The sequence below is a fragment of the Pseudomonas sp. PS02290 genome, assembly GCF_029960075.1.
Classification (GTDB): Bacteria; Pseudomonadota; Gammaproteobacteria; order Pseudomonadales; family Pseudomonadaceae; genus Aquipseudomonas.
The window spans coordinates 14,457-39,769 of record NZ_JASCOY010000030.1; the positions used below are offsets into that span (position 1 = coordinate 14,457).

General features: G+C 63.1%; 20 protein-coding genes and 3 pseudogenes. 20 read left to right on the plus strand and 3 right to left on the minus strand.

The annotated features are described in order from the left end of the window. Positions 1-19 precede the first annotated feature (19 nt). Positions 20-937 carry an urea ABC transporter permease subunit UrtB gene (gene urtB / locus QMX88_RS15105; RefSeq protein WP_282370640.1) on the minus strand — a complete coding sequence of 306 codons (918 nt, stop codon included), beginning with the start codon at positions 935-937 and terminating at the stop codon, positions 20-22. A 154-nt stretch (positions 938-1,091) separates the two neighbouring features. Further along, positions 1,092-2,336 carry an urea ABC transporter substrate-binding protein gene (gene urtA / locus QMX88_RS15110; RefSeq protein ID WP_282370641.1) on the minus strand — a complete coding sequence of 415 codons (1,245 nt, stop codon included), beginning with the start codon at positions 2,334-2,336 and terminating at the stop codon, positions 1,092-1,094. A 261-nt stretch (positions 2,337-2,597) separates the two neighbouring features. Between urtA and QMX88_RS15115 the strand changes: the two genes are divergently transcribed. The 20 genes and pseudogenes from QMX88_RS15115 (at position 2,598) to QMX88_RS15200 (ending at position 24,191) form a co-directional block, all read left to right on the plus strand. Then, positions 2,598-5,999, plus strand: a complete 3,402-nt coding sequence (locus tag QMX88_RS15115; RefSeq protein ID WP_282370643.1) for an ATP-binding protein — start codon at positions 2,598-2,600, stop codon at positions 5,997-5,999. Next, positions 5,974-6,645, plus strand: coding sequence for a response regulator (locus QMX88_RS15120; RefSeq protein ID WP_192172203.1), 672 nt, complete (start codon positions 5,974-5,976; stop codon positions 6,643-6,645). The genes QMX88_RS15115 and QMX88_RS15120 overlap by 26 nt, the downstream gene beginning before the upstream one ends. A gap of 365 nt (positions 6,646-7,010) precedes the next feature. Beyond that, a pseudogene (locus tag QMX88_RS29720) lies at positions 7,011-8,045 on the plus strand (HAMP domain-containing protein); the annotation flags it as partial. A gap of 93 nt (positions 8,046-8,138) precedes the next feature. Next, complete coding sequence (locus QMX88_RS29725; RefSeq protein ID WP_407073227.1) at positions 8,139-8,903, plus strand: methyl-accepting chemotaxis protein; 765 nt, start codon at positions 8,139-8,141, stop codon at positions 8,901-8,903. Positions 8,904-9,740: 837 nt separating this feature from the next. Then, a complete protein-coding gene (gene phnC / locus QMX88_RS15130) occupies positions 9,741-10,574 on the plus strand; it encodes a phosphonate ABC transporter ATP-binding protein (protein WP_282370649.1) in 834 nt (277 codons plus the stop codon). A gap of 67 nt (positions 10,575-10,641) precedes the next feature. Continuing rightward, complete coding sequence (phnD, locus tag QMX88_RS15135; protein ID WP_282370651.1) at positions 10,642-11,646, plus strand: phosphonate ABC transporter substrate-binding protein; 1,005 nt, start codon at positions 10,642-10,644, stop codon at positions 11,644-11,646. A 90-nt stretch (positions 11,647-11,736) separates the two neighbouring features. After that, entirely contained in the window at positions 11,737-12,525 is a 789-nt protein-coding gene (gene phnE / locus QMX88_RS15140; RefSeq protein ID WP_122535792.1) for a phosphonate ABC transporter, permease protein PhnE, read from the plus strand. Between the two features lie 38 nt (positions 12,526-12,563). Beyond that, the gene (gene phnF / locus QMX88_RS15145) at positions 12,564-13,283 is read left to right on the plus strand and encodes a phosphonate metabolism transcriptional regulator PhnF (RefSeq protein WP_282370654.1); all 720 of its coding nucleotides are present in this window, start codon (positions 12,564-12,566) and stop codon (positions 13,281-13,283) included. Between the two features lie 14 nt (positions 13,284-13,297). Next, positions 13,298-13,780, plus strand: coding sequence for a phosphonate C-P lyase system protein PhnG (gene phnG / locus QMX88_RS15150; protein ID WP_282370656.1), 483 nt, complete (start codon positions 13,298-13,300; stop codon positions 13,778-13,780). A gap of 26 nt (positions 13,781-13,806) precedes the next feature. Further along, positions 13,807-14,424: a phosphonate C-P lyase system protein PhnH gene (gene phnH, locus QMX88_RS15155; protein ID WP_282370716.1), complete on the plus strand. Its 618-nt coding sequence runs from the start codon at positions 13,807-13,809 to the stop codon at positions 14,422-14,424. Then, the gene (locus tag QMX88_RS15160) at positions 14,424-15,497 is read left to right on the plus strand and encodes a carbon-phosphorus lyase complex subunit PhnI (RefSeq protein ID WP_282370658.1); all 1,074 of its coding nucleotides are present in this window, start codon (positions 14,424-14,426) and stop codon (positions 15,495-15,497) included. Before phnH ends, QMX88_RS15160 begins: the two co-directional genes overlap by 1 nt. Next, entirely contained in the window at positions 15,494-16,387 is an 894-nt protein-coding gene (locus QMX88_RS15165) for an alpha-D-ribose 1-methylphosphonate 5-phosphate C-P-lyase PhnJ (protein WP_282370660.1), read from the plus strand. The genes QMX88_RS15160 and QMX88_RS15165 overlap by 4 nt, the downstream gene beginning before the upstream one ends. Beyond that, positions 16,384-17,214 (plus strand): phosphonate C-P lyase system protein PhnK, encoded by an 831-nt coding sequence (gene phnK / locus QMX88_RS15170; RefSeq protein WP_133775369.1) that lies wholly within the window; start codon positions 16,384-16,386, stop codon positions 17,212-17,214. The genes QMX88_RS15165 and phnK overlap by 4 nt, the downstream gene beginning before the upstream one ends. 22 nt (positions 17,215-17,236) lie before the next feature. Then, entirely contained in the window at positions 17,237-17,986 is a 750-nt protein-coding gene (gene phnL / locus QMX88_RS15175; RefSeq protein ID WP_282370663.1) for a phosphonate C-P lyase system protein PhnL, read from the plus strand. Further along, a complete protein-coding gene (locus QMX88_RS15180; protein WP_282370665.1) occupies positions 17,980-19,143 on the plus strand; it encodes an alpha-D-ribose 1-methylphosphonate 5-triphosphate diphosphatase in 1,164 nt (387 codons plus the stop codon). Before phnL ends, QMX88_RS15180 begins: the two co-directional genes overlap by 7 nt. Further along, positions 19,143-19,709, plus strand: a complete 567-nt coding sequence (gene phnN, locus QMX88_RS15185) for a phosphonate metabolism protein/1,5-bisphosphokinase (PRPP-forming) PhnN (RefSeq protein ID WP_282370667.1) — start codon at positions 19,143-19,145, stop codon at positions 19,707-19,709. The genes QMX88_RS15180 and phnN overlap by 1 nt, the downstream gene beginning before the upstream one ends. Then, the gene (phnP, locus tag QMX88_RS15190; RefSeq protein WP_282370669.1) at positions 19,700-20,449 is read left to right on the plus strand and encodes a phosphonate metabolism protein PhnP; all 750 of its coding nucleotides are present in this window, start codon (positions 19,700-19,702) and stop codon (positions 20,447-20,449) included. The genes phnN and phnP overlap by 10 nt, the downstream gene beginning before the upstream one ends. A gap of 397 nt (positions 20,450-20,846) precedes the next feature. Next, a pseudogene (locus QMX88_RS29730) lies at positions 20,847-21,470 on the plus strand (PDC sensor domain-containing protein); the annotation flags it as partial. Between the two features lie 525 nt (positions 21,471-21,995). Then, a pseudogene (locus QMX88_RS29735) lies at positions 21,996-22,595 on the plus strand (methyl-accepting chemotaxis protein); the annotation flags it as partial. A 774-nt stretch (positions 22,596-23,369) separates the two neighbouring features. Continuing rightward, positions 23,370-24,191, plus strand: coding sequence for an alpha/beta fold hydrolase (locus tag QMX88_RS15200; protein WP_282370673.1), 822 nt, complete (start codon positions 23,370-23,372; stop codon positions 24,189-24,191). Between the two features lie 89 nt (positions 24,192-24,280). On the opposite strand, the gene moaA is transcribed toward QMX88_RS15200, so the two are convergent. Continuing rightward, positions 24,281-25,279, minus strand: a complete 999-nt coding sequence (gene moaA, locus QMX88_RS15205) for a GTP 3',8-cyclase MoaA (RefSeq protein ID WP_192174649.1) — start codon at positions 25,277-25,279, stop codon at positions 24,281-24,283. Between the last annotated feature and the right edge of the window lie 34 nt (positions 25,280-25,313).

Below are 25,313 nucleotides of genomic sequence, written 5' to 3' on the forward strand. Positions count from 1 at the left end.
CTACCTCTCTGGCGCACACTTATTTACGAACCTTGCTGGCGAACAACCCCTGGGGGCGCATCAACAGGATCAGGATCACGATGGACAGGGTCAGGACCTTGGCCATCGAGCCACTCATGAAGAACTCCGACAGGGACTGGGTCTGGGCAATGGCGAACGCCGAGGCAATGGTGCCGAACAGGCTGGCCGCGCCGCCGAAAACCACCACCAGAAAGGTGTCGACGATGTACAGGGAGCCGGCGGTGGGGCCGGTGGAACCGATGGTGGTGAACGCTGCGCCCGCGACCCCGGCAACGCCGCAGCCCAGGGCGAAGGTCATGCGGTCGACTTTGCGGGTGTTGATGCCCACCGCTCGGCTCATGATGCGGTTCTGCACCGTGGCGCGGACGTGCAACCCCCAGCGGCTGCGGTACAGCATGAGAAAAATCCCGCCGGTCATCAGCACGGTCAGGCCCATGACGAACAGGCCGTTGCGCGGGATTTCGATGGATTCGGTGAGGTTGACCGCGCCCATCAGCCATTCGGGCGGGTTGGCGCTGACTTCACGGGCGCCGAAGATGGAACGGAACGCTTGCTGCATGACCAGGGACAGGCCCCATGTCGCCAGCAGGGTGTCGAGCGGTCGGTGGTAGAGGCGACTGATCATCACCCACTCCACCACCCAACCCACGGCACCGGCCACCACGAACGACAACGCGATGGCAAAGAAGAAATAGTACGGCTGCATCCACGGCCAATAGGTCTGCACCAGGGTCGACAGCAGGTAAGTGGTGTAGGCGCCGATGGTGAGGAATTCACCGTGGGCCATGTTGATCACGCCCATCTGACCAAAGATGATCGCCAGCCCCAGGGCCATCAACAACATTACGCAGAACACGGAAAGCCCGTTGAACCCCTGCATGGCCGCGATGGCACCAAATTCCGATAGCCATTCCATGGTGGTCCCTCCTCGGGAAGCGTGTGGGTTTAGGATTGGGGGTCGGGACCAGCTGCAAGCTGTAAGCCTCAAGCGGCAAGTAAAAGCGAGAGCAACGCACATCCGCTTTTACTTGCCGCTTGCAGCTAACCACTTACAGCTACCGCGCAGCGGCCTACTGATAGCCCTTCGGAAACGGATTCGGCTCAATCAAGTCCGACTCGTAAACCACCTTGAACTGGCCATCGGCCTGGACTTCACCGATGCGGGTCTTGCTCCACAGGTGGTGGTTTTCGTGAATCTTCACGTAGCCTTCGGGCGCGGTTTTCAGCTCGATGCCCGGGGACGCCGCCACCACTTTGTCGACGTCGAAGCTGCCGGCTTTCTCCACCGCGGCTTTCCATAACCACGGACCGAGGTAGGCGGCCTGGGTCACGTCGCCCATCACCGAATCCTTGCCGTACTTGGCCTTGAACGCCTCGACGAACGCTTTATTGTTGGGGTTATCCAGGCTCTGGAAGTACTTCATCGACGCGTAGAAGCCCTTCATGTTCTCGCCGCCAATGCCCAGCAGTTCGTCTTCGGTGACCGACAGGGTCAACAGCGTCTGCTTGGTGGAATCGACACCCGCGGCTTTGAGCTGCTTGTAGAACGCCACGTTAGAGCCGCCCACGACTGCGGCGAACACCACGTCAGGTTTCTTCAATTTGACTTTGTTGATCAGCGAGCCGAACTGGGTATTGCCCAGCGGGTAGTAGTCTTCGCCGACGACCGTGCCGTGGAGCACGTTTTCGATGTGCTTGCGGGCGATCTTCATCGAGGTGCGCGGCCAGATGTAATCCGAACCGATCAGGTAAAAGGTCTTGGCGCCTTTGGTCTTGGCGATCCAGTCCAGGCTGGCAAGGATCTGCTGGGTGGCTTCCTGCCCGGTGTAGATCACGTTTTTCGACTGTTCCAGCCCTTCGTAGAAGGTCGGGTAGTACAACAGGCCGTTTTCTTTCTCGAACACCGGCAACACCGCTTTACGCGACGCCGAGGTCCAGCAGCCGAACACCGTGGCCACCTTGTCGTTGACCAGCAGCTTGCGGGCTTTCTCGGCGAAGGTCGGCCAGTCGGACGCGCCGTCCTCCTGCACGATTTTGATCTGGCGACCGAGGATGCCGCCCGACGCGTTGATCTGGTCGATGGCCAGGCGTTCGGCCTGGATCGAACCGGTTTCGGAGATCGCCATGGTGCCGGTGGCCGAGTGCAGCTGGCCGACGGTCACTTCGGTCGGCGTGACGGCCAGACCCGTGGTGTTGACATTGTCGGCCAGGGTCATCTGGCTGAACACGCTGGCGGCGATCAGCGAAAGGGCTGCCGCCCCCAATGCCAGGCGTCGGGGGAAAAAGCGCGTGGGGCCTGTCAGTCGTGAATCCATGTTCCCGCTCCTGTGCTGGTGATTCGCGGCGGCCGGGTGAGGGTCCGTCGCGAGCTGCGAGCAAGGATGAGGCGGGCGCGGGAATCGAGGTATACGCAGCGTGACGTATGCGCGTACGTCATTTGACGTAGGGCCGGGAACGCCGGACCGAGGCATGATTGCGCCCGCGGCACAGAAGTTGCTGTTTGAACACAGTTCTCAGTTTCGCGCCAGCAAGGACGGTGAGTGGCGAATTCGCTCTCTCTCATCAGGAAACCCTCAGTGCGACCCTCCGGCTCTCAACGCATCATCAAGGTGCGCCGCGATTACAATCGTCTGGTCGCCGACGAGACCATGGAAGACTACGCGTTGCGTTTCACGCCCAAGTCCTTTCGCAAATGGTCGGAATTCCGCATCGCCAACACGGCTGTCGGGGCTGTGTCGTTCCTGGCACTGGAAGCCATTGGCGGCGCGCTGGTGATGAGCTACGGCTTCACCAACACCTTATGGGCCATCATCGCCATGACGGTGGTGATCTTTCTCACCGGGCTGCCCATCAGCTACTACGCCGCGCGCTATGGCTTGGACATGGACCTGCTGACCCGTGGCGCCGGCTTCGGCTACATCGGCTCGACCATCACCTCGTTGATCTACGCCAGTTTCACCTTCCTGTTCTTCGCCCTGGAAGCGGCCATCATGGCGCTGGCCCTGGAGCTGTACACCCACATTCCGCTGGCGCTGGCGTACGTGATTTGCTCGATCATCGTCATCCCGCTGGTGGCCTACGGCATCACCCTGATCAGTCGCCTGCAAATGTGGTCGCAACCGTTGTGGCTGACGTTGCTGATCGTGCCCTACGTGTTCGTGATCTGGAAAAACCCCGACGCGCTGTCCGACCTCACCACCTTTGCCGGCCGGGAGGGCGAGGGCGGCACGTTCAATCTGCTGCTGTTCGGTGCCGCGTTCAGCGTGGCGTTGTCCCTGGTGACGCAGATCGGCGAGCAGGTGGACTACCTGCGCTTCATGCCGGAGAAAACCCGCCGCAACCGCAAGCGCTGGTGGGCCGCGGTGCTGATGGCCGGGCCCGGCTGGGTCATCCCCGGCGGCCTGAAAATCATGGCCGGCGCCTTTCTGGCCTTCCTCGCCCTGCAACATCAAGTGCCCATCGAGCGCGCGGCCGAGCCGACGCAGATGTACCTGGTGGCGTTCAATGATGTGTTTGCCTCACCGGAATGGGCGCTGGCGGCCATGGTGCTGTTCGTGATCATTTCCCAGATCAAGATCAACATGACCAACGCCTACGCCGGGTCCCTGGCCTGGTCGAACTTCTTTGCCCGGGTCACCCATAGCCATCCGGGCCGGGTGGTCTGGCTGGTGTTCAACGTCGCTATCGCGCTGATCCTCATGGAACTGGGCGTGTTCGATGCCATCGAGGAAGTGCTCGGCCTGTACGCCAACGTCGCCATCGCCTGGATCGGCGCGCTGGTGGCCGATCTGGTGATCAACAAACCGCTGGGGCTGTCACCCAAACACATCGAATTCAAGCGTGCGCACCTCTACGACATCAACCCGGTGGGCGTCGGCGCGATGTTTATTGCCTCATTGCTGTCGATGTGTGCCCATTTCGGTGCGCTGGGGGAGGTGGCGCGGGCTGCGCCGCCGCTGATTTCCCTGACCAGCGCCCTGATCGCGGCGCCGCTGATCGCCTGGCTGACCAAAGGCCGTTACTACATCGCCCGGGAAAGCGACCCCGGTCTGCTGTTCCCCCTCGGCCGCCAGACCAGCCTGCGCTGTGGCGTGTGCAGCAACCGTTTCGAAACCCCGGACATGGCCTGGTGCCCGGCGTACGGTTCGCCCATCTGCTCGTTGTGCTGTTCGCTGGACGCCCGTTGCGGCGATCAATGCAAAACCCGCTCGCGGCTGTCGATGCAATTCGAGGACCTGATCGGCCGCCTGCTGCCCCGCTTGCCGCGCCAGTACCTGCACACCCGGCTGGCGCACTACCTGGGCCTGCTCACCGTGTTGGTGCTGACCCTGACCGGGGCGCTGACGATGATTTACAGCCAGGTCTCACATGGGCTGATCGATCAATCACCGCAGGTGCATCACACCCTGATGCTGGCGTTTCTCAAAGCGTTCCTGACCTTTTGCGTGTTCGCCGGCGTACTGGCCTGGTGGGTGGTGCTGACCCGGGAGAGCCGGCGCGTGGCCCTGGAAGAATCCGAGCGGCAGACAGCGTTGCTGATGCAGGAAATCGAGGCGCACCACAAAACCGATCAGGCGCTGCAGGAGGCCAAGGAAGCTTCGGAGGCCGCCAACGCCGCCAAGAGTCGCTACGTCACCGGGCTTTCCCACGAGCTGCGCACGCCGCTCAACAGCATTCTCGGTTTCACCCAGATCTTGCAGCGGGACGTCGCCACCCCGAGTAAACACCTCGATTCCCTGGCGACCATCATGCGCAGCAGTTCGCATTTGCTGTCGCTGATCGACGGCCTGCTGGACGTGGCCAAGATCGAAGCCGGCAAGCTGCGGCTGGAGCCGACGGAAATCCTGTTCCAGGAGTTTCTCGACGATCTGGAGAAAATGTTCGCCAGCACGGCCCGGGAGAAAGGCCTGCACTTTCGCCTGGAGCTGATCGGACGCATGCCGGAAGTGGTGCGTGGCGACGAGAAGCGGGTGCGGCAGATTCTGATCAACCTGCTGGGCAACGCTATCAACTTCACGGACAGCGGAGAAGTCTGCCTGCGCGTCAGTTATCGGCGCGAAACAGCGACCTTCGACATCATCGACACCGGGATCGGCATCGCGCCGGAACAGATCGAACGGATTTTCCAGCCGTTCGAACGGGGCGGGCTGGTACGGCAAGACAACGGCGTGGGGCTGGGGCTGACCATCACGCGGATGCTCACGGCGTTGATGGGCGGCGCCCTGTCCGTCAGCAGCCAGCCCGAGGAAGGGACGCGGTTTCAGGTGCGGCTGTTCCTGTCCGAAGTGCGGGTGCCCAAGGCGATCATCGACGTCAACCACGACGTCATCGGTTACGACGGTCCGCGGCGGCTGATTCTGGTGGTGGACGATCACATCGAGCACCGCAAGGTCATCAGCGGCATGCTCATGCCGCTGGGTTTTGACGTGGCGCAGGCGGCCAACGGGCAAGAGGCGGTCAGGCAGGTGTCGCTGCTGCACCCGGACCTGATCCTGATGGACCTGTCCATGCCGGACATGGACGGTTGGGCGACCAGTCGGATGATCCGCCGCAACGCGCTGTCCCTGGCGCCGATCATCGTGCTGTCGGCCAACGCCAATGCCTTCGCCGATGACAAGGAACGCAGCCTGCAGGTGTGCAATGACTACCTGGCCAAACCCCTGCATTTGCCGCAACTGCTGGACCGCATTCAGCATCATCTGCAACTGACCTGGCAGCGGCGTTTGCGCAGCGCCCCGTTGCTCGTGCAGACGCCGGGGGTGTTGCCGTCGCGGGAGGATCTGGAAGAGCTGTATGAACTGTGCGGCCTGGGCTACATCCGTGGCATTCAACAAAAACTCGACGCCATCGAGCGCGAGAACACCTACAGCGCCGGTTTCGTCACCCGCCTGCGAACCCTGGCGTCCGGTTTTCGCCTGGATGAACTCAGTCTTCAACTGAAGGAGGCCCTTAATGGACGCCATGACCCGAGCCGCTGAAAACGGCGTCATCCTGATCGTCGATGACGTACCCGATAACCTGGCGCTGCTGTCCGATGCGCTAGACGAGGCGGGGTACATGGTGCTGGTGGCGCTGGACGGGCACAGTGCGTTGACCCGCATCCAGCGTCGGCGTCCGGACCTGATTCTGCTGGACGCGATGATGCCCGGCCTGAACGGCTTCGACACCTGCCGCCAGATCAAGGCGCAACCCGACACCGCCAACATACCCGTGCTGTTCATGACCGCGCTGACCGACAGCGAGCACGTGGTGCAGGGTTTCGAGGCCGGCGCCATCGACTATGTCACCAAGCCGATCGAGTGCGCCGAAGTGCTGGCCCGGGTCGCTTCACATTTGCGCACCGCGCGCATCCTGCAAACCGCCCGCACGGCGTCGCAGCCGGTGACGTTCGAAGACAAATCCGCCTACGGCAAATTGTCCCGCCGCTTCCAGCTCACCGACCGGGAAATCGAAGTGCTGCGCTGGGTGTCCTGCGGCAAAACCAACAAAGACATCGCCGACATCCTGCAACTGAGCCCGCGAACGGTGAACAAACACCTGGAACACATCTACATCAAACTTGGCGTCGAAACCCGTACCGCCGCCACCTCCGTGGCCATGGCAGCGATGACCGATCGGGTGTGATCCCTCAAAAGCTTCCCGGCTGAAGCCGGTCTTACCGTCGGAGTCGGTCGCAATCGGCTGCGCAAACAGATTGGCTATTAAACCTGCCAGTATTTAACTCGGTTATATAAGCCCTATATAACTAACGGTCTTTATTGGATCCACTACTTGAAGTAATGCCCCGCAATTGAATTGAAGTTGGACTATTTCTCCCCTCATAGAACAGCACTCAACTTTCATCGACAACCGGCCCTAAATTCCCCGGGTTCGCTGCCGAAACATCTTTCAGGCCGTGCCTTCTCTTTCCTGCAGCACCCGTGCAAAGCGCAGCGCACCTATCGGCATCGCACTCTTGTCGCTGTCATCTCTGTTATGGACACACGCATATGATCAAACGTCTGGGTTTCAGCAAAAAGATCTTGCTGGCCGCTGCACTCATCGTGGTAGTTGCTTTCTCGTGTTTTATTCTGGTGAACGATTATCGCCAGCGCGAAACCCTGAAGAACAGCGTCGCCTCCGAACTTCAACAGATGGGCAGTCTGACCACGCAAAACATTCAAACCTGGCTCGACAGCCGCACGCAGTTGCTCAACTCCATGGCCCAGCAGATCGCGGTCGACGGTCCGGCCCAGGGCAGCTTGCAGCGGGCGATCGGTTTGCCGGTGTATCCGGACAATTTCCAGCTCAGTTATTTCGGCAGCAAGGACGGCGTGATGTTCTCCGTGCCGACGGGCAATCGCCCGGCCGACTATGACCCGCGGGCCCGTGGCTGGTACAAGGCGGCCGACGCGGCGCAGGGCATTATCGTCACCGAGCCGTACATCGCAGCTTCGTCGGGCAAGCTGGTGGTGACACTGGCCACGCCGGTCCGCCAGCAAGGGCAGATGATCGGCGTCGCGGGTGCGGACATTTCCCTGGACGCCATCAGCAAGACCATCAACTCGCTGAACTTCGGCGGCCACGGTTATGCGTACATCGTCAGCGCCGACGGCAAGATTCTGATTCACCCGGACAGCAAGCTGATCCTCAAGAACGTCAGCGAAGCCTACCCGAACGGCGCGCCAACCATCGCGCCGGGCGTGGCGGAAATCGAGTCCGGCGGCAAGGCGCAGATCATCTCGTTTACCAAGGTGGAGGGGCTGTCGTCGGCGAACTGGTACGTGGCGCTGGTGCTTGACCGCGACGCGGCCTACTCGATGCTGAGCGAATTCCGCTCTTCGGCGATCTTCGCGATGGTTATCGCTGTGGCGATCATCATGGTGCTGCTGGGCCTGTTGATCCGCGTGCTGATGCAGCCGTTGCACCAGATGGGCCGGGCGATGCAGGACATTGCCGACGGAGAAGGCGACTTGACCATGCGTCTGGCCATCGTGTCCCAGGATGAGTTTGGCGCGCTGGCGCAGTCGTTCAACCGTTTTGTGGAGCGTATTCACGGCTCGATCCGCGAAGTGGCCTCCACCGCCGGGCAGCTGGGTGAAGTCGCGGCCCGTGTGGTCGGTGCCTCGAACTCGTCGATGGGCAATTCCGATCAGCAGACCAGCCGCACCAGCAGTGTGGCCGCCGCGATCAACCAGCTCGGCGCCGCCGCTCAGGAAATCGCCCAGAACGCCGCGCTGGCGTCGCAGCATTCCAGCGAGGCCACGCAACTGGCCAGCGAAGGGCAGGGCGTTGTCAGCCAGACCATCACGGCGATGAATCAGCTGTCGGAGAAGATCAGCGAGTCGTGCGCCAACATCGAAACGCTGAACAACAAGACCGCCAACATCGGGCAGATTCTGGAAGTGATTACCGGTATTTCTCAGCAGACCAACTTGCTGGCGCTCAATGCCGCCATCGAAGCGGCGCGGGCAGGGGAAGCGGGGCGTGGTTTTGCGGTGGTGGCGGACGAGGTGAGAAACCTGGCCCACCGCACCCAGGATTCGGCGCAGCAGGTGCAGGGCATGATCGAGGAGTTGCAGGTCGGCGCGCGCGATGCGGTGATCAACATGACCGAGAGCCAGCGCCAGAGCGAGAACAGTGTGACCATCGCCAATCAGGCGGGCGAACGGCTCAATAGCGTGACCCGCCGGATCAGTGAGATCGATGGCATGAACCAGTCGGTGGCGACCGCGACCGAGGAGCAGACGGCGGTGGTGGAGTCGATCAATGTCGACATTACGGAGATCAATACGCTGAATCAGGAGGGCGTCGATAACCTGAAATCTACTCTGGATGCTTGTGCGCATCTGGAGCATCAGACGGCACGGCTGCAGCATCTGGTCGGCACTTTCCGGATCTAGATCAAGGGCGTCTGCCTGGGGGCAGACTGTTTCGCCTTCGGCGACTTACTTTTGAAAAGCACCAAAAGTAAGCAAAAGTGCCTGCTCTCGGTTGGGCCCTTCGTTCCTCAGGGTTCCTTCACTCCGGTCTCGCTCCGTGGGCCCGCTGCCATCCGCCATCCATGGCGGGGGGCAGCTCTCGCCGCATCCATGCGGCTCGGCCCACTCCGCGAGACCTCCGTTCAGCCTGCACCCAAGTCGCGATTGGCGGTGACTGAGCCTTTTGCGTATGAAGATCAAAAGCAAATCAAGATCAAAAGCTTCCCGGCTGAAGCCGGTCCCACTAGGTACGAGGTGATCGTTCCCTACGCTCCGCGTGGGAATGCATCCCCTGACGCTCCGCGTCACAGGTCTCACTGACGGGATGCGGTGCTCTTGTAGGACCGGCTTCAGCCGGGAAGAGGCCAGCCTGCACACCCTCAATTCTGCGGCCCGACATCCGACGCTTTCCCGGCTAAAGCCGGCACCACTAGCGGCATCGCATTCTGCCAACGGACCAACGGCACGAATTATTTGTTTCAGCCCTTCCGCAATCCCCTCCACTGAATCCTCAACAACCCTCCAACTTGTCTAGCCCGCACCGCCGCTAGACCGCCCGTTAACCTCGTGATGTCCACAACCCCCCCGAAAACTCCCGCATCAAACCGTCTCCGAAGTGAAACGCCGTCGTCATCGTCGATTCATGGAACTGCCACAGCCTACCCCTAATGTCACTCGCACCGAACGCGGCCAAGGACGGTCGTGCGGCTGATCATTCATCCCCGGCAGGACGCTGGAATCACAACACCAGAGAAGCCCATGACCGCAGCCATCCACGTCGACCGCTTGAACAAGACATTCGCCCGAAAGACCGCTTTGGTTGACCTTGCATTGTCTATACAACACGGGGAAATGGTTGCGCTGATCGGCGCTTCCGGTTCCGGCAAATCCACGCTGTTGCGCCATCTGGCCGGTCTGGCCTGTTGTGATCGCAGCAACGGCGGCAGCGTTCAGGTGCTGGGTCGGGAAGTGCAGGCTTCGGGCCGGCTGAACGGCAAAGTGCGCCGCCTGCGGGCTGACATTGGCTACATCTTTCAGCAGTTCAATCTGGTCAATCGCCTGAGCGTGCTCGACAACGTCCTGCTCGGCTGTCTGGGCCGTATGCCTCGCTGGCGTGGCAGCCTGGGCCTGTTCAACGCCGAGGAAAAGGCCCGGGCCATGGCCAATCTCGATCGCGTCGGCCTTGCCGATCTGGCGCCGCAGCGGGCTTCGACCCTGTCCGGCGGCCAGCAGCAGCGGGTGGCCATCGCCCGCGCGCTGACCCAGCAGGCCGAAGTCATTCTCGCCGACGAGCCCATTGCCTCCCTCGACCCCGAGTCGGCGCGCAAGGTCATGGAAATCCTCGCCGACATCAATCGCCGGGACGGCAAGACCGTCGTCGTCACCCTGCATCAGGTGGATTACGCCGTGCGCTATTGCCCGCGTGCCGTGGCGCTCAAGGGCGGACGGATTCACTTCGACGGCAACGGCGCCGAGCTCAACAGCCAGTTCCTAAACGACTTGTATGGCGCCGACGCCGATACCAGCCTGATGTTCGACGGCAGCGCGCGGGACACCGAACGACCGTCGCGACTGATGATGGCTCGCGCCTGACTCGGTGGCGGCACCGGTAACAGACAACACCCAACCCCACACCCAAAACCAGCTCTGGGAGTTTCCCATGTTGAACCGTATCGGGCGCGTGTTCGCGTCTGCCGCTGTCGTTGCCGGTTGCCTGCTGGGCAACGCGCAGGCCGACGACAACGTCATCAACTTCGGCATCATGTCCACCGAGTCGTCGCAGAACCTGAAAAGCGTGTGGCAGCCGTTCCTCGACGACATGTCGAAAAAGACCGGGCTTAAAGTCAACGCCACCTTCGCCTCCGACTATGCCGGCCTGATTCAGGGCATGCGTTTCAACAAGGTCGACGTGGCCTGGCTGGGCAACAAGGCGGCCATGGAAGCGGTGGACCGTTCCGGCGGCGAGATCTTCGCCCAGACCGCCGCCGCCAACGGTGCACCCGGCTACTGGAGCGTGATCATTGCGCGCAAGGACAGCCCGATCAATTCGGTCGAGGACATGCTCAAGCACGCCAAGGAACTGACCTTCGGCAACGGCGACCCGAACTCCACCTCGGGCTACCTGGTGCCGGGCTACTACGTGTTCGCGCAAAACCACGTCGACGCCGCCACCGCCTTCAAACGCACGCTGAACTCCAGCCATGAAGTAAACGCCCTCAGCGTGGCCAAAGGGCAACTGGACGTCGCCACTTTCAACACCGAAAGCTGGGACCGCCTGGAAGTCACCCAGCCGGACAAGGCTGCGATGCTCAAGGTGATCTGGAAGTCGCCGCTGATCCCGGCCGACCCGATGGTCTGGCGCAAGGGCATGTCCGACGCGGAGAAGAACAAGATCCGCGACTTCTTCGCCAACTACGGCGACACCGACGAAGAAAAGGCCGTGCTGAAGAACATGCAGATGGGCAAGTTCCTCAAGTCTTCGGATGACCAGTTGCTGACCATTCGCCAGCTCGAGCTGTTCAAGCAGAAGACTGAAACCACCGCCAGCACCACCCTCAGCGCCGACGAAAAGGCCACCCGCCTGAAAGACATCGACGCTGGTCTGGCGAAGCTGCAGGACCGTATTTCCGAGCTGGAAAAACAAGGCACCGCCAAGGCGGGTTGATGCACGGGGCACGCCTGCCTGTGGGGGTAAGCCCCGTGCAGGCACGGCGCGCCAGTCATGACGCCTCACCCGATCGCAACCGGACTTTTTATGACCACTCACGCTGCTTACATCCAGGCCGCTGGCAAGCGCAGCTGGCCGCAATACCTGGGCTGGGGCCTGTTCCTGGCAATGATGGCCTGGGCCTGGCACGGCGCGGAAATGAACCCGCTCGCCCTGTACCGCGACTCCGGCAACATGGCGACTTTCGCCGCCGACTTCTTCCCGCCTGACTTTCACGAATGGCGCGCGTACCTCAAGGAAATGATCGTCACGGTGCAGATCGCCCTGTGGGGCACGTTGCTGGCGATCGTCTGCTCGGTGCCGCTGGGCATCCTCTGCGCCGACAACATCACGCCGTGGTGGATTCATCAACCGCTGCGCCGGGTCATGGATTCGTTCCGCTCGATCAACGAAATGGTCTTCGCCATGCTCTTCGTGGTGGCGGTCGGCCTCGGCCCGTTTGCGGGCGTGCTGGCGCTGTGGATCAGCACCACCGGCGTGCTCGCCAAGCTGTTTGCTGAAGCCGTGGAAGCGATCGATCCCGGCCCGGTCGAAGGCGTGCGAGCCACCGGCGCCAGTGCCCTGCAGGAAGTGATCTTCGGGGTCATCCCGCAGGTGATGCCGCTGTGGATTTCCTACGCGCTGTACCGCTTCGAATCCAACGTGCGTTCGGCGACGGTGGTGGGGATGGTCGGTGCCGGCGGGATCGGCGTGATCCTCTGGGAAAACATCCGCGCCTTCCAGTTCACCCAAACCTGCTCGGTGCTGCTGGTGATCATCGTGGTGGTGAGCGTCATCGACATCTTCTCCCAGCGCCTGCGCAAGCAGTTCATCTAATGACCACGACAGGAGAGGGTGCGAACCCTTTTTTAGCCATGCAGTTGTCTAGACAATCCGAACCGCTTCACCGAGAACCCATGTACCTCGAACTGGCGCAAACCCTGCGCCGTGAACTCGACCGCTACACCGCCGGCGAATACCTGCCCGCCGAAATCCAGCTGGCGGCGCGCTTTGAGGTCAACCGGCACACCGTGCGCCGGGCCATCGACGAGTTGGTGCGCGAAGGCAGCCTGCTGCGCCGCCAGGGCAAAGGCACCCAGGTGCTGGGCCGTCCGCTGGTGTACCCGGTCGCCGCCGGCAGCGCGTACAGCGAATCCCTCGCGGCGCTGGGCCATGGCGTCGAAGCGGTGCTGCTGCAACGCCGGCATTGCACGGCGACAGCGGAAGAGGCCGGGCATCTGGGCCTCGAACCCCATGCGCCGCTGATCGAGTTGCAAACCCTGCGCCGCCTCGACGGCCAGCCGGTCTGCCTGATTCGCCACCGCTACTGCGCCACCCGCGCGTCGTTGATCGCCGACTACGTCAGCGGCTCGGTGCGCCAGTTCCTCACCGAGCGGCAGTTGCCGTTGACCCGCACTTTCAGCCTGATCGGCGCGCGCCTGCCCAGTCGCGAAGAGGCCAGCGTGCTGCTGATGCCGCGTCACCTGCCGGCGCTGACGGTGCTGACCCTTTCCCACGATGCGCACGGAAACCCGGTGGAGATAGCCCATTCCACCAGCCGCTCCGACCGCTTCCAGTATCAGATCGTCACCTGACGGAGATGCCCTCGATGACTGCCACACCCGTTTCTTCCAGCGCGCCAGACGCCCAGACACCCGGCCACGCTGCCCGCCAGCACTGGATCGGCGTGCTCTCGCGCAGTCGCCGCGCCGAACTGCAGGCCCACGAAGCCGCGTTGCGTGACGCCGACTACCAACTGATCCGTGCGCCGGAAATCGGCATGACCCTGGTGCGCGGCCGTATGGGCGGCAGCGGTGCGCCGTTCAACGTTGGCGAAATGACCGTGACCCGCTGCGTGGTGCGCCTGGCCGACGGCCGCACCGGCTTCAGCTACCTGGCTGGGCGCGACAAGGCCCACGCCGAACTCGCCGCCCTGGCCGACGCGCATTTGCAGGGCGCCCAACAGGCGCACTGGATGACTGACCTGATCGCCCCCCTGGCCCGCGCGCAGGACCTGCGCCGGGCCCAACAACAAGCCGAAACCGCCGCGACCAAAGTGGACTTCTTCACCCTGGTCAGAGGAGAAAACTGATGAGCACCTCTCTCGCCACTCAATCCTTGCCCGCTTCGCTGTTGCAGCCGGCATTCGCCGATCCGGTGCTGGATGCCCAGCGCAGTTTTCGCGCCGCCCTCAAGGCGCTGGCCGGTCCCGGTGTCGCGCAAAGCCTGCTCGCCACGCAAACCCCGCCGCACCTCGAAGGCCTTGCTGCGGCCAGCCACGCCCTGTGCCTGGCCTTGCTGGACATCGACACGCCGCTGTGGCTCGCGCCGGCGTTCGACACCCAGGCCATTCGCGCCAACCTGACCTTCCATTGTGGCTGCCCGATCGTCAGCGACCGGCAGAACGCCCGCTTCGCGCTGCTCGACGACAGCCAGTTGCACGATCTCAGCGGTTTCGACCTGGGCAATGACCGTTATCCCGACCAGTCCTGCACGCTGCTGGTCCAGCTGCCGAGTCTGCAGGGCGGCACGCAACTGGCCTGGCGTGGCCCGGGCATCGAAAGCAAAAACCACGTCAGCCTGCCGTTGCAGGAAGCGTTCTGGCAGGAGCGCGAATCGCGCAATGACTTCCCCCGGGGCATCGACGTGTTCTTCGTCGCCGGCAGCGAATTGCTCGGCCTGCCGCGCAGCACCCAGGTGCTGTTCAAGCCTCAGCCGTCAAGAGGGGTGGCCTGATGTACGTCGCCGTCAAGGGTGGTGAACAGGCCATCGACAATGCCCACAAACTGCTGGCGAAACAGCGTCGGGGCGACACCTCGGTTGCCGAGCTGGGCGTGGAACAGATCCGCCAGCAACTGCCGCTCGCTGTCGCCCGGGTGATGACCGAGGGCTCGCTGTACGACGCCGAACTGGCGGCGCTGGCGATCAAGCAATCGGCAGGCGATCTGGTTGAAGCGATTTTCCTGCTGCGCGCCTACCGCAACACGCTGACCCGCTTCAGCGCCAGTCTGCCCATCGACACCTCGGCCATGCAGCTCAACCGTCGTCTGTCGGCCACGTTCAAGGACGTCCCCGGCGGGCAACTGCTGGGCCCGACCTTCGACTACACCCACCGTTTGCTGGATTTCACCTTGCTGGCAGAAGGCGAATTTCCCGGCCCTGAAGCCCTGGCGGACGCCGCTGTTCAAGACTGTCCGCGGGTGCTGGGGCTGCTCGCCAAAGAAGGCCTGATCAAGGAAGAACAGGACACCGGCGCGCCAGTCGCCGACATCACCCGCGAGCCGCTGGAGTACCCGGCCAGCCGCGCCGAACGTCTGCAGGCGCTGGCCCGGGGCGATGAAGGCTTTCTCCTGGCGCTGGGTTATTCGACCCAGCGCGGCTACGGCCGCAACCACCCGTTTGCCGGGGAGATTCGGGTGGGAGAAGTGGAGGTGTGGATCGAGCCGGAAGAGCTGGGTTTCCCGATCTCCATCGGCGCCATCGAAGTGACCGAGTGCGAAATGGTCAACCAGTTCGTCGGGTCCGCCACCGAGCTGCCGCAGTTCACCCGCGGCTATGGCCTGGCTTTCGGGCACGCCGAACGCAAAGCCATGGGCATGGCGCTGGTGGACCGCTCGCTGCGCGCCGGGGAATACAGCGAGGAAATCGTCTCGCCGGCCCAGCAGGAAGAATTCGTCCTGGCCCACTGCGACAACGTCGAAGCCGCCGGTTTCGTCTCGCACTTGAAATTGCCGCACTACGTGGACTTCCAGGCCGAACTGGAACTGATCCGCAAACTGCGCACGCCCTCCAGGGAGCAGGCCCAATGAATGCCGCCACGCCGCCACGCCCACAGCCATTACCATCGACGCCGAGAGATGAGGCGTACAACTTCGCCTATCTGGATGAACAGACCAAACGCATGATCCGTCGCGGCCTGCTCAAGGCCGTGGCAATTCCCGGTTATCAAGTGCCCTTCGGTGGCCGTGAAATGCCGCTGCCCTATGGCTGGGGCACCGGCGGCATGCAACTGACCGCTGCGATCCTCGGCGCCGAGGACGTGCTCAAAGTCATTGATCAGGGCGCCGACGACACGACCAACGCGGTGTCGATCCGCCGTTTCTTTGCCCGCACCGCCGGCGTCGCCACCACCGAGCGCACCCCCGAAGCGACGATCATCCAGACCCGCCACCGCATCCCGGAAACGCCGCTGCACGCCGACCAGATCATGGTCTATCAGGTGCCGATCCCCGAGCCGTTGCGCTTCATCGAACCGTCGGAAACCGAGACCCGCACCATGCACGCGCTGAATGATTACGGCGTCATGCACGTCAAGCTCTACGAAGACATCGCCACCTTCGGCCACATCGCCACGGCCTACGCCTACCCGGTGACCGTCGACGAACGCTACGTCATGGACCCGTCGCCGATCCCCAAATTCGACAACCCCAAGCTGGACATGAGCCCGGCATTGATGCTGTTCGGCGCCGGTCGCGAGAAGCGTCTTTACGCGGTGCCGCCGTTCACCCGCGTCACCAGCCTCGATTTTGAAGATCACCCTTTCGAAGTGCAGAAGTGGGACCACCACTGCGCCATCTGCGGCAGCCAGGATTCGTTCCTCGACGAGCTGATCCTCGACGACCAGGGCACCCAGAGCTTCGTCTGCTCGGACACGGACTACTGCGCGCAACGGGTCAGTCAGGGGAGGGCCACGCAATGAACGCTGCTCAACAGATCGACCGCGATGCCGTCAGCGATCGCACCCAGCCGCTGCTGAAAGTGCGCGGCCTGACCAAGTTGTACGGCCCTGAAAAAGGCTGCCAGGACGTCAGCTTCGAGCTCTATCCCGGCGAGGTGCTGGGCATTGTCGGCGAGTCCGGCTCGGGCAAGTCGACGCTGCTGTCACTGCTCAGCGGCCGTTGCCCGCCCGACAGCGGCGTCATCGATTACCGCCTCGCCGACACCCACAAAAGCGCCGGCCAGTGGCTGGACCTGTACAGCGCCAGCGAGGCCGAGCGGCGCACCTTGCTGCGCACCGAATGGGGCTTCGTCGAGCAGAACCCTCGGGACGGCCTGCGCATGGCGGTGTCGGCCGGGGCCAATATCGGCGAGCGGCTGATGGCCCAGGGCGTGCGCAATTATCAGGCGCTGCGGGCGGCAGGGCTGGACTGGCTCAATCAGGTGGAGATCGACCCGGCGCGCATCGACGACCTGCCGCGGACCTTTTCCGGCGGCATGCAGCAGCGCCTGCAAATCGCCCGAAATCTGGTGTCCGGCCCACGGCTGGTGTTCATGGACGAGCCCACCGGCGGCCTCGACGTCTCGGTGCAGGCGCGCTTGCTCGACCTGATGCGCGGCCTGGTGCGCGAGCTGGACCTGGCGGTGGTGATCGTCACCCACGACCTGGCCGTGGCCCGCTTGCTCGCCGATCGGCTGATGGTCATGCGCCGTTCCCACGTCGTCGAAACCGGCCTCACCGACCAGATCCTCGACGACCCGCAACATCCGTATTCGCAGCTGCTGGTGTCTTCGGTGCTGCAGCCATGATCCGCCTCTCGGGATGCCTTCAATGAACACGCTGATCGAGGTCCGTGACCTCTCGAAAACCTTCACCCTGCACCAGCAGAACGGCGTCGTGCTCAACGTGCTGCGCGGCCTGAATTTCTCCGTCAGCGGCGGCGAATGCCTGGTGCTCCACGGCCATTCCGGCGCGGGCAAAAGCACGCTGCTGCGCACCCTGTACGGCAACTACCTGCCGGCAGGCGGCAGCATTCGCGTGCAGCATCAGGGCGAATGGCTGGAACTGGTCGGCGCTGCGCCCCGGGAGGTGCTGCAAGTGCGCCAGCACACCCTCGGCTACGTCAGCCAGTTTCTGCGGGTGATTCCTCGCGTCGCCACCGTCGACGTGGTCATGGAACCGGCCCTGGCCCGTGGCTGGAAGCGCGAAGACGCCCAGGCCCGCGCCGAGCATCTGCTCGCCCGGCTGAACATCCCGCAGCGCCTGTGGCAACTGGCGCCGGGGACGTTTTCCGGTGGCGAACAGCAGCGCGTCAACATCGCCCGCGGCTTCATGGTGCCGTGGCCGGTGATGCTGCTGGACGAGCCGACCGCATCGCTGGACGACGGCAATCGCCAGGTGGTCCTCGAATTGATCAATGAGGCGAAGAGCGCCGGCGCTGCGGTGATCGGCATCTTCCACGACCGACTGGCCCGGGAAGCGGTGTCCGACCGTCATCTGGACATGACCCCGCCCGACCTTGATCCGCAGGCCTCACTGGCATCCATGGCATCGAGCCCGAAGGAGACCGAACAATGCTGAACGAACAGATCCTGACCCACGCCAAGATCGTCACCGCCGAGCAGGTCTTCACCGGCACCGTGGTCCTGCGCGACGGGTTGATCAGCGAGATAGACGACAGCATCAGCCAGCTGTCCCAGGCGCAAAACCTCAACGGCGATTACCTGCTGCCGGGGCTGGTCGAGCTGCACACCGACAACCTCGAAAAACACCTGAGCCCGCGTCCCGGTGTGGACTGGCCGTCGGCCTCGGCGGTGATGAGCCACGACGCGCAAATCATCGCGGCGGGCATCACCACGGTGTTCGACGCGCTGTCCATCGGCGACGTCAATCCCAAGGGCAAGCGCATGCAGCAACTGCCGGGCATGGTCGACGCGATCGCCAAGGCCAACGCCGCCGACATGACCCGCGCCGAGCACCGCCTGCACCTGCGCTGCGAGGTTTGCCACCCCGACACCCTCAGCGTGTTCCGCGACCTGGTCGAGCAGCCGCTGGTGCAGTTGGTGTCGGTGATGGACCATTCGCCGGGCCAGCGCCAGTTCGCCCTGGAATCCAAGTACCGTGAGTACTACATGGGTAAATACCACCTGAGCACTGAGCAGATGGACGAATTCATCGTTGAGCAGGTCGCCAACTCCAAGACCTACAGCGACCGTTATCGCCGGGCCATCGTCGACATCTGCCTGGCCCGCGGCCTGTCGGTGGCCAGTCACGACGACGCGACACTGGCCCACGTCGAGGAGTCGGCGGCCTACGGCATGAGCATCGCCGAGTTCCCGACCACCCTCGAGGCCGCGCAGGGCTGCCGGCGTCTGGGCATGAGCGTGTTGATGGGCGCGCCGAACATCGTTCGCGGCGGCTCGCACTCGGGCAACATCGCGGCGGCGACACTGGCCGAAGAAGGGCTACTGGATATTCTCTCCAGCGATTACTATCCGGCCAGCCTGTTGCAGGCGGCATTCACCCTGGGCGCCCAGTTGGATGCAGCGGATGACTCGACAGGCGCCGGACTGGCGCGTGCCGTGACCACGGTGAGCCTGGCACCGGCCCGTTCGGCGGGCTTGCACGATCGCGGCGAGATTCGCGTCGGCCTGCGCGCCGACCTGATCCACGCCCGGGCTATCGGCACACTGCCAATCATTCAACAAGTCTGGCGACAAGCGAAGAGGGTGTTCTGATGGCAGGCAGGTTGATCTATCTCATCGGGCCGTCGGGTTCGGGCAAGGACAGCCTGCTGGACGCGGCCCGCGAGGCGTTGGCTGCGCGGGACTGCCGCATCGTGCGTCGGGTCATCACCCGTTCGGCGGAAGCCAAGGGCGAAGCGGCCCAGGCCGTTAGCGTCGAGCGCTTCGAGGCGCTGCAGGCCGAGGGGGCGTTTGCACTCGACTGGTTCGCCAACGGCCTGCATTACGGCATCCCGAAAGAGATCGATCAATGGCTGGCCGACGGGCACGACGTGCTGGTCAACGGCTCGCGCGGCCATCTGGCCCAAGCGCGGTCGCGCTATCCGTCGCTGTGGGTGGTGTTGCTGACAGTGGATCAATCGGTGCTGCGGGATCGATTGCTCAGCCGGGCACGGGAATCGGCCGAAGACATCGAAACCCGGCTGGCGCGCAATGCCCAGTTTGCTGACGATTTGCAGGTGAATGACCCCGCGCTGATCGTGCTGGACAACTCCGGTGCGCTGGAACAAACCGTCGCCCGACTGTTGCAGCGACTGGAGCGAAACCCCGCATGCGCCTGACCCTGCTGGGCACGGGGGATGCGCGGCAGGTCCCGGTTTACGGCTGCGAATGCGCGGCCTGTCGCGCCGCCTACGCCGACCAACGCTTGCGCCGCCGCCCGTGTTGCGCGCTGGTGGAACTAGGGGAGCAACGCTGGCTGATCGACAGCGGCTTGCCCGACCTGACTGAACGCTTCCCGCCGCGCAGCCTCAGCGGCATCCTGCAAACCCACTACCACGCCGACCATGCCCAGGGCCTGTTGCACCTGCGCTGGGGCCAGGGTCTGGTCATCCCGGTCCACGGCCCGGTGGACCCGGAAGGGCTGTCGGACCTGTACAAACACCCCGGCATTCTCGATTTCAGTCAGCCCTTCATGCCGTTCGAAAGCCGCGCCCTGGGCGAACTGCAAGTCACCGCGCTGCCGCTGCTGCACTCCAAGCCGACGCTGGGTTACCTGCTGGAAGGCGGTGGCCGCCGCATCGCCTATCTCACCGACACCGTCGGTTTGCCCCACGACACCCAAACCTTCTTGCAGCGCCAGGCGCTGGATGTGCTGGTCCTCGACTGCTCCATGCCGCCGCAACCGCAGACGCCGCGCAACCACAATGATGTGAATGTGGCGCTGCAGATCATTGCAGCGGTGAAGCCCGATCAGGCCGTGCTGACCCATGTCGGGCATACGCTGGATGCGTGGTTGCTGGAGCATTCCGCGGAGCTGCCCGACCACATTCGGGTGGCGCGGGACGCAATGGAGGTCTGAACGGGGCGGGCGGGGAGTCGTTTGGCCAGTCGTCCTATAACCTCCTGTCGCCCATGTCGTTTAAACCTCGGTCCGGCTTCAACTTTTCCCTGTCACGGCCGTTGCAAATGTAGCCCTACATTTCCTTCGGAGCTTGACCATGTCGTTGATTCCCCGCCGTATTGCTGGACGAATGACCTTGGGGATCCTGACATTGCTGATTCTCACGGCCGTCGCGATTTTCGCGGTCATGACCCTGGGGGGCAAACCCCAACTGGTGGCCGCCGGCACCGAGTCGGCGGAGCAGTCAGCCAGCGCCATTACCCGTCAGCTGGCGTTGCCATTGAGCCGCATCGAGGGGACCGCTGCCGCCATGGCGCTGCTGGCCGAGACACTGCCCCACGAAGAAACCCTGTACATGAGCAATTTCCCCGGCTTGATCGACAGCCAGGGGGATTCCGCCATCGCCGGTGGCGGCGTGTGGCCGGAGCCCAATGCCTTTTCCCCAGGCACCGAACGTCGCAGTTTTTTCTGGGCACGGGACGCCAGCAACCGACTGGGCTTCTCGGACGAATACAATCAGGCCAAAACGCCGCCTTATCAGGCTGAATCCTGGTACACCGGGGCCAAGTCCGCACCGGCGGGACGTTGCGTCTGGTCCGATGCTTATCAGGACCCGGTCAGCGGCGTGGCAATGACCACCTGCAGCGTCCCTTATCGGGCGCAGGGCGCGTTCGCCGGTGTCGCGACCATCGATTTGAAACTTGATGGTCTGGCAGCTTTCCTCAAAGAGAAAGGCGGCGTTACGGACGGCTACGCATTTGCGGTCGATCCTTCGGGGAATTTGCTGTATTTCCCCGATGCGAAGGGCACCAAGGGCCTGCTGACCATTACCGGTTTGAGCCAGGAACAACCCTGGTTAAAGCCGGTGGCTGATCAGCTTGCGAGCAACACCTCGGCCCTCTCGACCCTGAGGATTGAGCACGACGGTCGGCTCAACGGCCCGGCCTACGTCACCCTGGCGACCATGGCCGGCACGGGCTGGCGCATTGGGCTGGTGACCCCGGAAGCCCGCGTCGTCGGCCTGGCCAACCGCCTCACCGGACAGATTCTGTTGTTTCTGCTGCCGCTGCTTGGCGTGCTGCTGGGTCTGGCCTGGCTGGCCGGCAAGCGCCTGCTGGCGCAGCTGGAGGAAACCACCGCGCAGATATCGAGTCTGGGGCAGGGCGGTCAGATCGATACTCAACTGGCCATCGTGCGGGCCGACGAGATCGGTGCGTTGCGTGAGTCGGTCAACCGCTACGCCGGTTCCCTGCGCGACATGCTGCACCGCATCGCCGAGGAGTCGGTGTCTCTGGAACGCCAGGCCAACGAGCTGGCGCAGCTGTCCCAAGGCGTCGCCGAGCGGGCCGAATCCCAGCGTCAGGACAACACCTTACTGGCGACCGCAATCACCGAGATGTCGGCCAGTGCCAACGAAGTCGCCCAGAACACCACCGACTGCTCCGACACCGCCCGCCGTTCCCTGGGCGATGCGCAGAAAAGCCAGGATCAGGTCAACAGCAACAGCCAGTCCATCGAAGTGCTGGCAACGGACATTGCCGGCGCGGCGGGCGCTATCACCCAATTGGGCGATGACATCGAGCGCGTGGGCAGCGTGCTGGAGGTGATCAAATCGATCTCCCAACAGACCAATCTGCTGGCCCTGAACGCCGCGATCGAAGCGGCGCGTGCAGGTGAGCAAGGGCGCGGCTTTGCGGTGGTGGCTGATGAGGTGCGCACGCTGGCCGGGAGAACCCAGGCCTCGGCGAACGAAATTCAAGAGATGATCTCGCAACTGCGTCAGGCCTCCAGTGCGGCGGTCTCGACGATGCAGAACGGCGCCCATCGCACCCGTGAGTCGGTGCAGCAGGCGGTCAATGTTGCCGCCACACTGGGCACCACCGTCTTCAGCTTCGACGACATCGTCCAGCGCGCCCATCAAATCGCCGTGGCCGCCCAGGAGCAGAGCCACGTCACTCACGAAATCAATGAGCTGGCGGTGCGCATCCACGCCTCCAGCGAACAAGGCGCCCGGGATGCCGGCACCTTGCGCGAACTGGGCAAAGGCATGCAGTCGATCTCCGGTCGTCTGGGTGCGTTGAGCCGCGGAGGCAGCCAGGGCTGAGGCATCTTGCGCGCTGGTTAGGCCGGGCGCGAGCACGATCAAATCTTCGGCGTCCGACACGCCGTCTTCGTGAGCAAGCTCACTCCCACAGGGATTGTGTTTGCCAGGAAATAGACGGCGTCCAAACCGGCCTCTTCCCGGCTAAAGCCGGTCCCACTAACAGCAGCGCGTACAGTCAGTGAGACCGGTTTTAACCGGGTCTGAACGCAGAGCGTAGGCACGATCAGAGATGCGGCCTGTAGGACCGGCTTTAGCCGGGAAGAGGCCAGTTTGAACACCACAAGATTTGCTGCGTGACGCCTTGGGCTTTCCCGGCTAAAGCGTGTCCTACCAACAGCGCCATCTATCTGCGTCTGATCTGCTTTTGATCTTCGTACGCAAAAAGCCCAGTCACCGCCAATCGCGACTTGGGTGCAGGCTGAACGCAGGTCTCGTGGAGTGGGCCGAGCCGCATGGATGCGGCGAGAGCGCCGTCAGGACATGGATGTCCGTTCGGCGCGGGCCCACGGAGCGAGACCGGAGTGAGGGTATTCCGACGAAGGAGGAACCCAACCAGGAGCAGGCACCCTTGGTTACTTGGGGTGCTTTTCCAAGTAACTCGCCGAAGGCGAAATAGTCTGCCCCCAGGCAGACGCCCTTGATCTTGATCTGGCTCTAGATCTCGATTTGGTTTCAAGTCTGGCCGCGGCAATTAAGCACATATCTCCAATCCAGCCCCGCCACGAGCGACTACGCTCAACCTTCCCCCGCACCCTATCCCGAGGACCGCATCCCATGACCACCCTGACCCTGAAAGACGGCACCGAATTCTTCTACAAAGACTGGGGCACCGGCCAGCCGATCGTCTTCTCCCATGGCTGGCCCCTCGACGGCGACGCATGGGATGCACAAATGCTCTTCCTCGGCCAGCACGGCTACCGCGTCATCGCCCACGACCGCCGTGGCCACGGCCGCTCCGGCCAGACCTGGGACGGCAACGACATGGACACATACGCCGACGACCTCGCCCAACTGTTCGACGCCCTCGACCTCAAAGACGCCATCATGATCGGCCACTCCACCGGCGGCGGTGAAGTCGCCCGCTACATCGGCCGCCACGGCACCGCCCGCGTTGCCAAAGCCGTCCTCATCGGCGCCGTGCCACCGCTCATGCTCAAAACCGACGCAAACCCCGAAGGCCTGCCCATCGACGTGTTTGATGGCATCCGCGCCGGCTTCACCGCCGACCGCTCGCAATTCTTCAAGGATCTGGCCGTGCCGTTCTTCGGCTTCAACCGCGACGGCGTCAAAACCTCTCAGGGCGCCATCGACTCGTTCTGGTCCATCGGCATGCTCGGCGGCGTCAAAGGCGAATTCGATTGCATCAAGGCATTCTCGGAAACCGACTTCACCGAAGACCTGAAAAAGATCGACGTGCCAACCCTGATCCTGCACGGCGATGACGACCAGATCGTCCCGATCGTCGCGTCCGGCTACAAGAGTCACGAGTTGGTAGAAGGCTCGACATTGCACGTGGTCAAGGGCGGGTCCCACGGCATGTGCACGGTTCAGGCGGAAGAAATCAACGAGATCCTGCTGGGCTTCATCAAGGGCTGATCAGCCTGTCCGGCAAGGACTGGCAGTCTCGGGGCTGGAGGCTGCCAGGCGTTTCATGAGGCGCTGACAGCTCAGCACCAAGGGCGTATTCAGCCGCCGGTCATGTTCATGAAGCGCACCACCTGCACGTCATCGTTGAGCTCGAAGTTGTGCTTCCACGGCTTCAATTGCATGGCGTTGACGATGGCTTTCTCGAGCTTGTCCGGCTGACCCGGATTGGCCCGCAGCACGGCTTTCAGATCAGCCGAATGCTCGTTGCCCAGACACAACAGCAAACGACCTTCCACCGTAACGCGCACACGGTTGCAGGTTGCGCAGAAGTTGTGGCTGTGGGGCGAGATGAAGCCGATGCGGATGTGGGGCGCTTCAGCCACGCGCCAGTAACGCGAAGGCCCGGACGTGGTTTCAGTCGAGTGCACCAGGGTGTAGCGCTCGGCGATGCGTTCGCGCACCTGCTCGCTGGAGTAGAACGACTCGGCGCGGCTGTGCTCGCTGATCGTGCCCAGCGGCATCTCTTCGATGAAGGTGATATCGACGCCGCGATCGATGGCGAAGGCGACTAGATCATTAATCTCGTGGTCGTTGCGACCCTGCATCACCACGCAATTGAGCTTGGTGCGCTCGAAACCCGCCGCATTGGCAGCGTCGATCCCGGCGATGACCTTGCTCAGATCACCGGTGCGGGTCAATTCCTTGAAGCGCGCCGGGTCCAGGCTGTCGAGGCTGATGTTGAGGCGCTTGAGGCCAGCTTCGAACAGCGGCACGGCGAGTTTGTCCAGCTGCGAGCCGTTGGTGGTCATGCACAGTTCGCGCAGGCCGGGCAGGGCGGCGATGCTGCGAACCAGCCCGACGATGCCGGAGCGCACCAGTGGCTCACCGCCGGTCAGACGAATCTTTTTGGTGCCCAGCGCCACGAAGCGCTCGGCCAGTTGATGGATTTCTTCGAGGGAAAGAATCTGCTGACGCGGCAGGAACGTCATGTCCTCGGCCATGCAATACACGCAGCGAAAATCGCAGCGATCCGTGACCGACATGCGGACGTAATCGACCTTGCGTGAATAGCTGTCCATCAGGACTCGATCTGACATTGATTACTCTCACAACGTGACGCGTGGCAGAAAC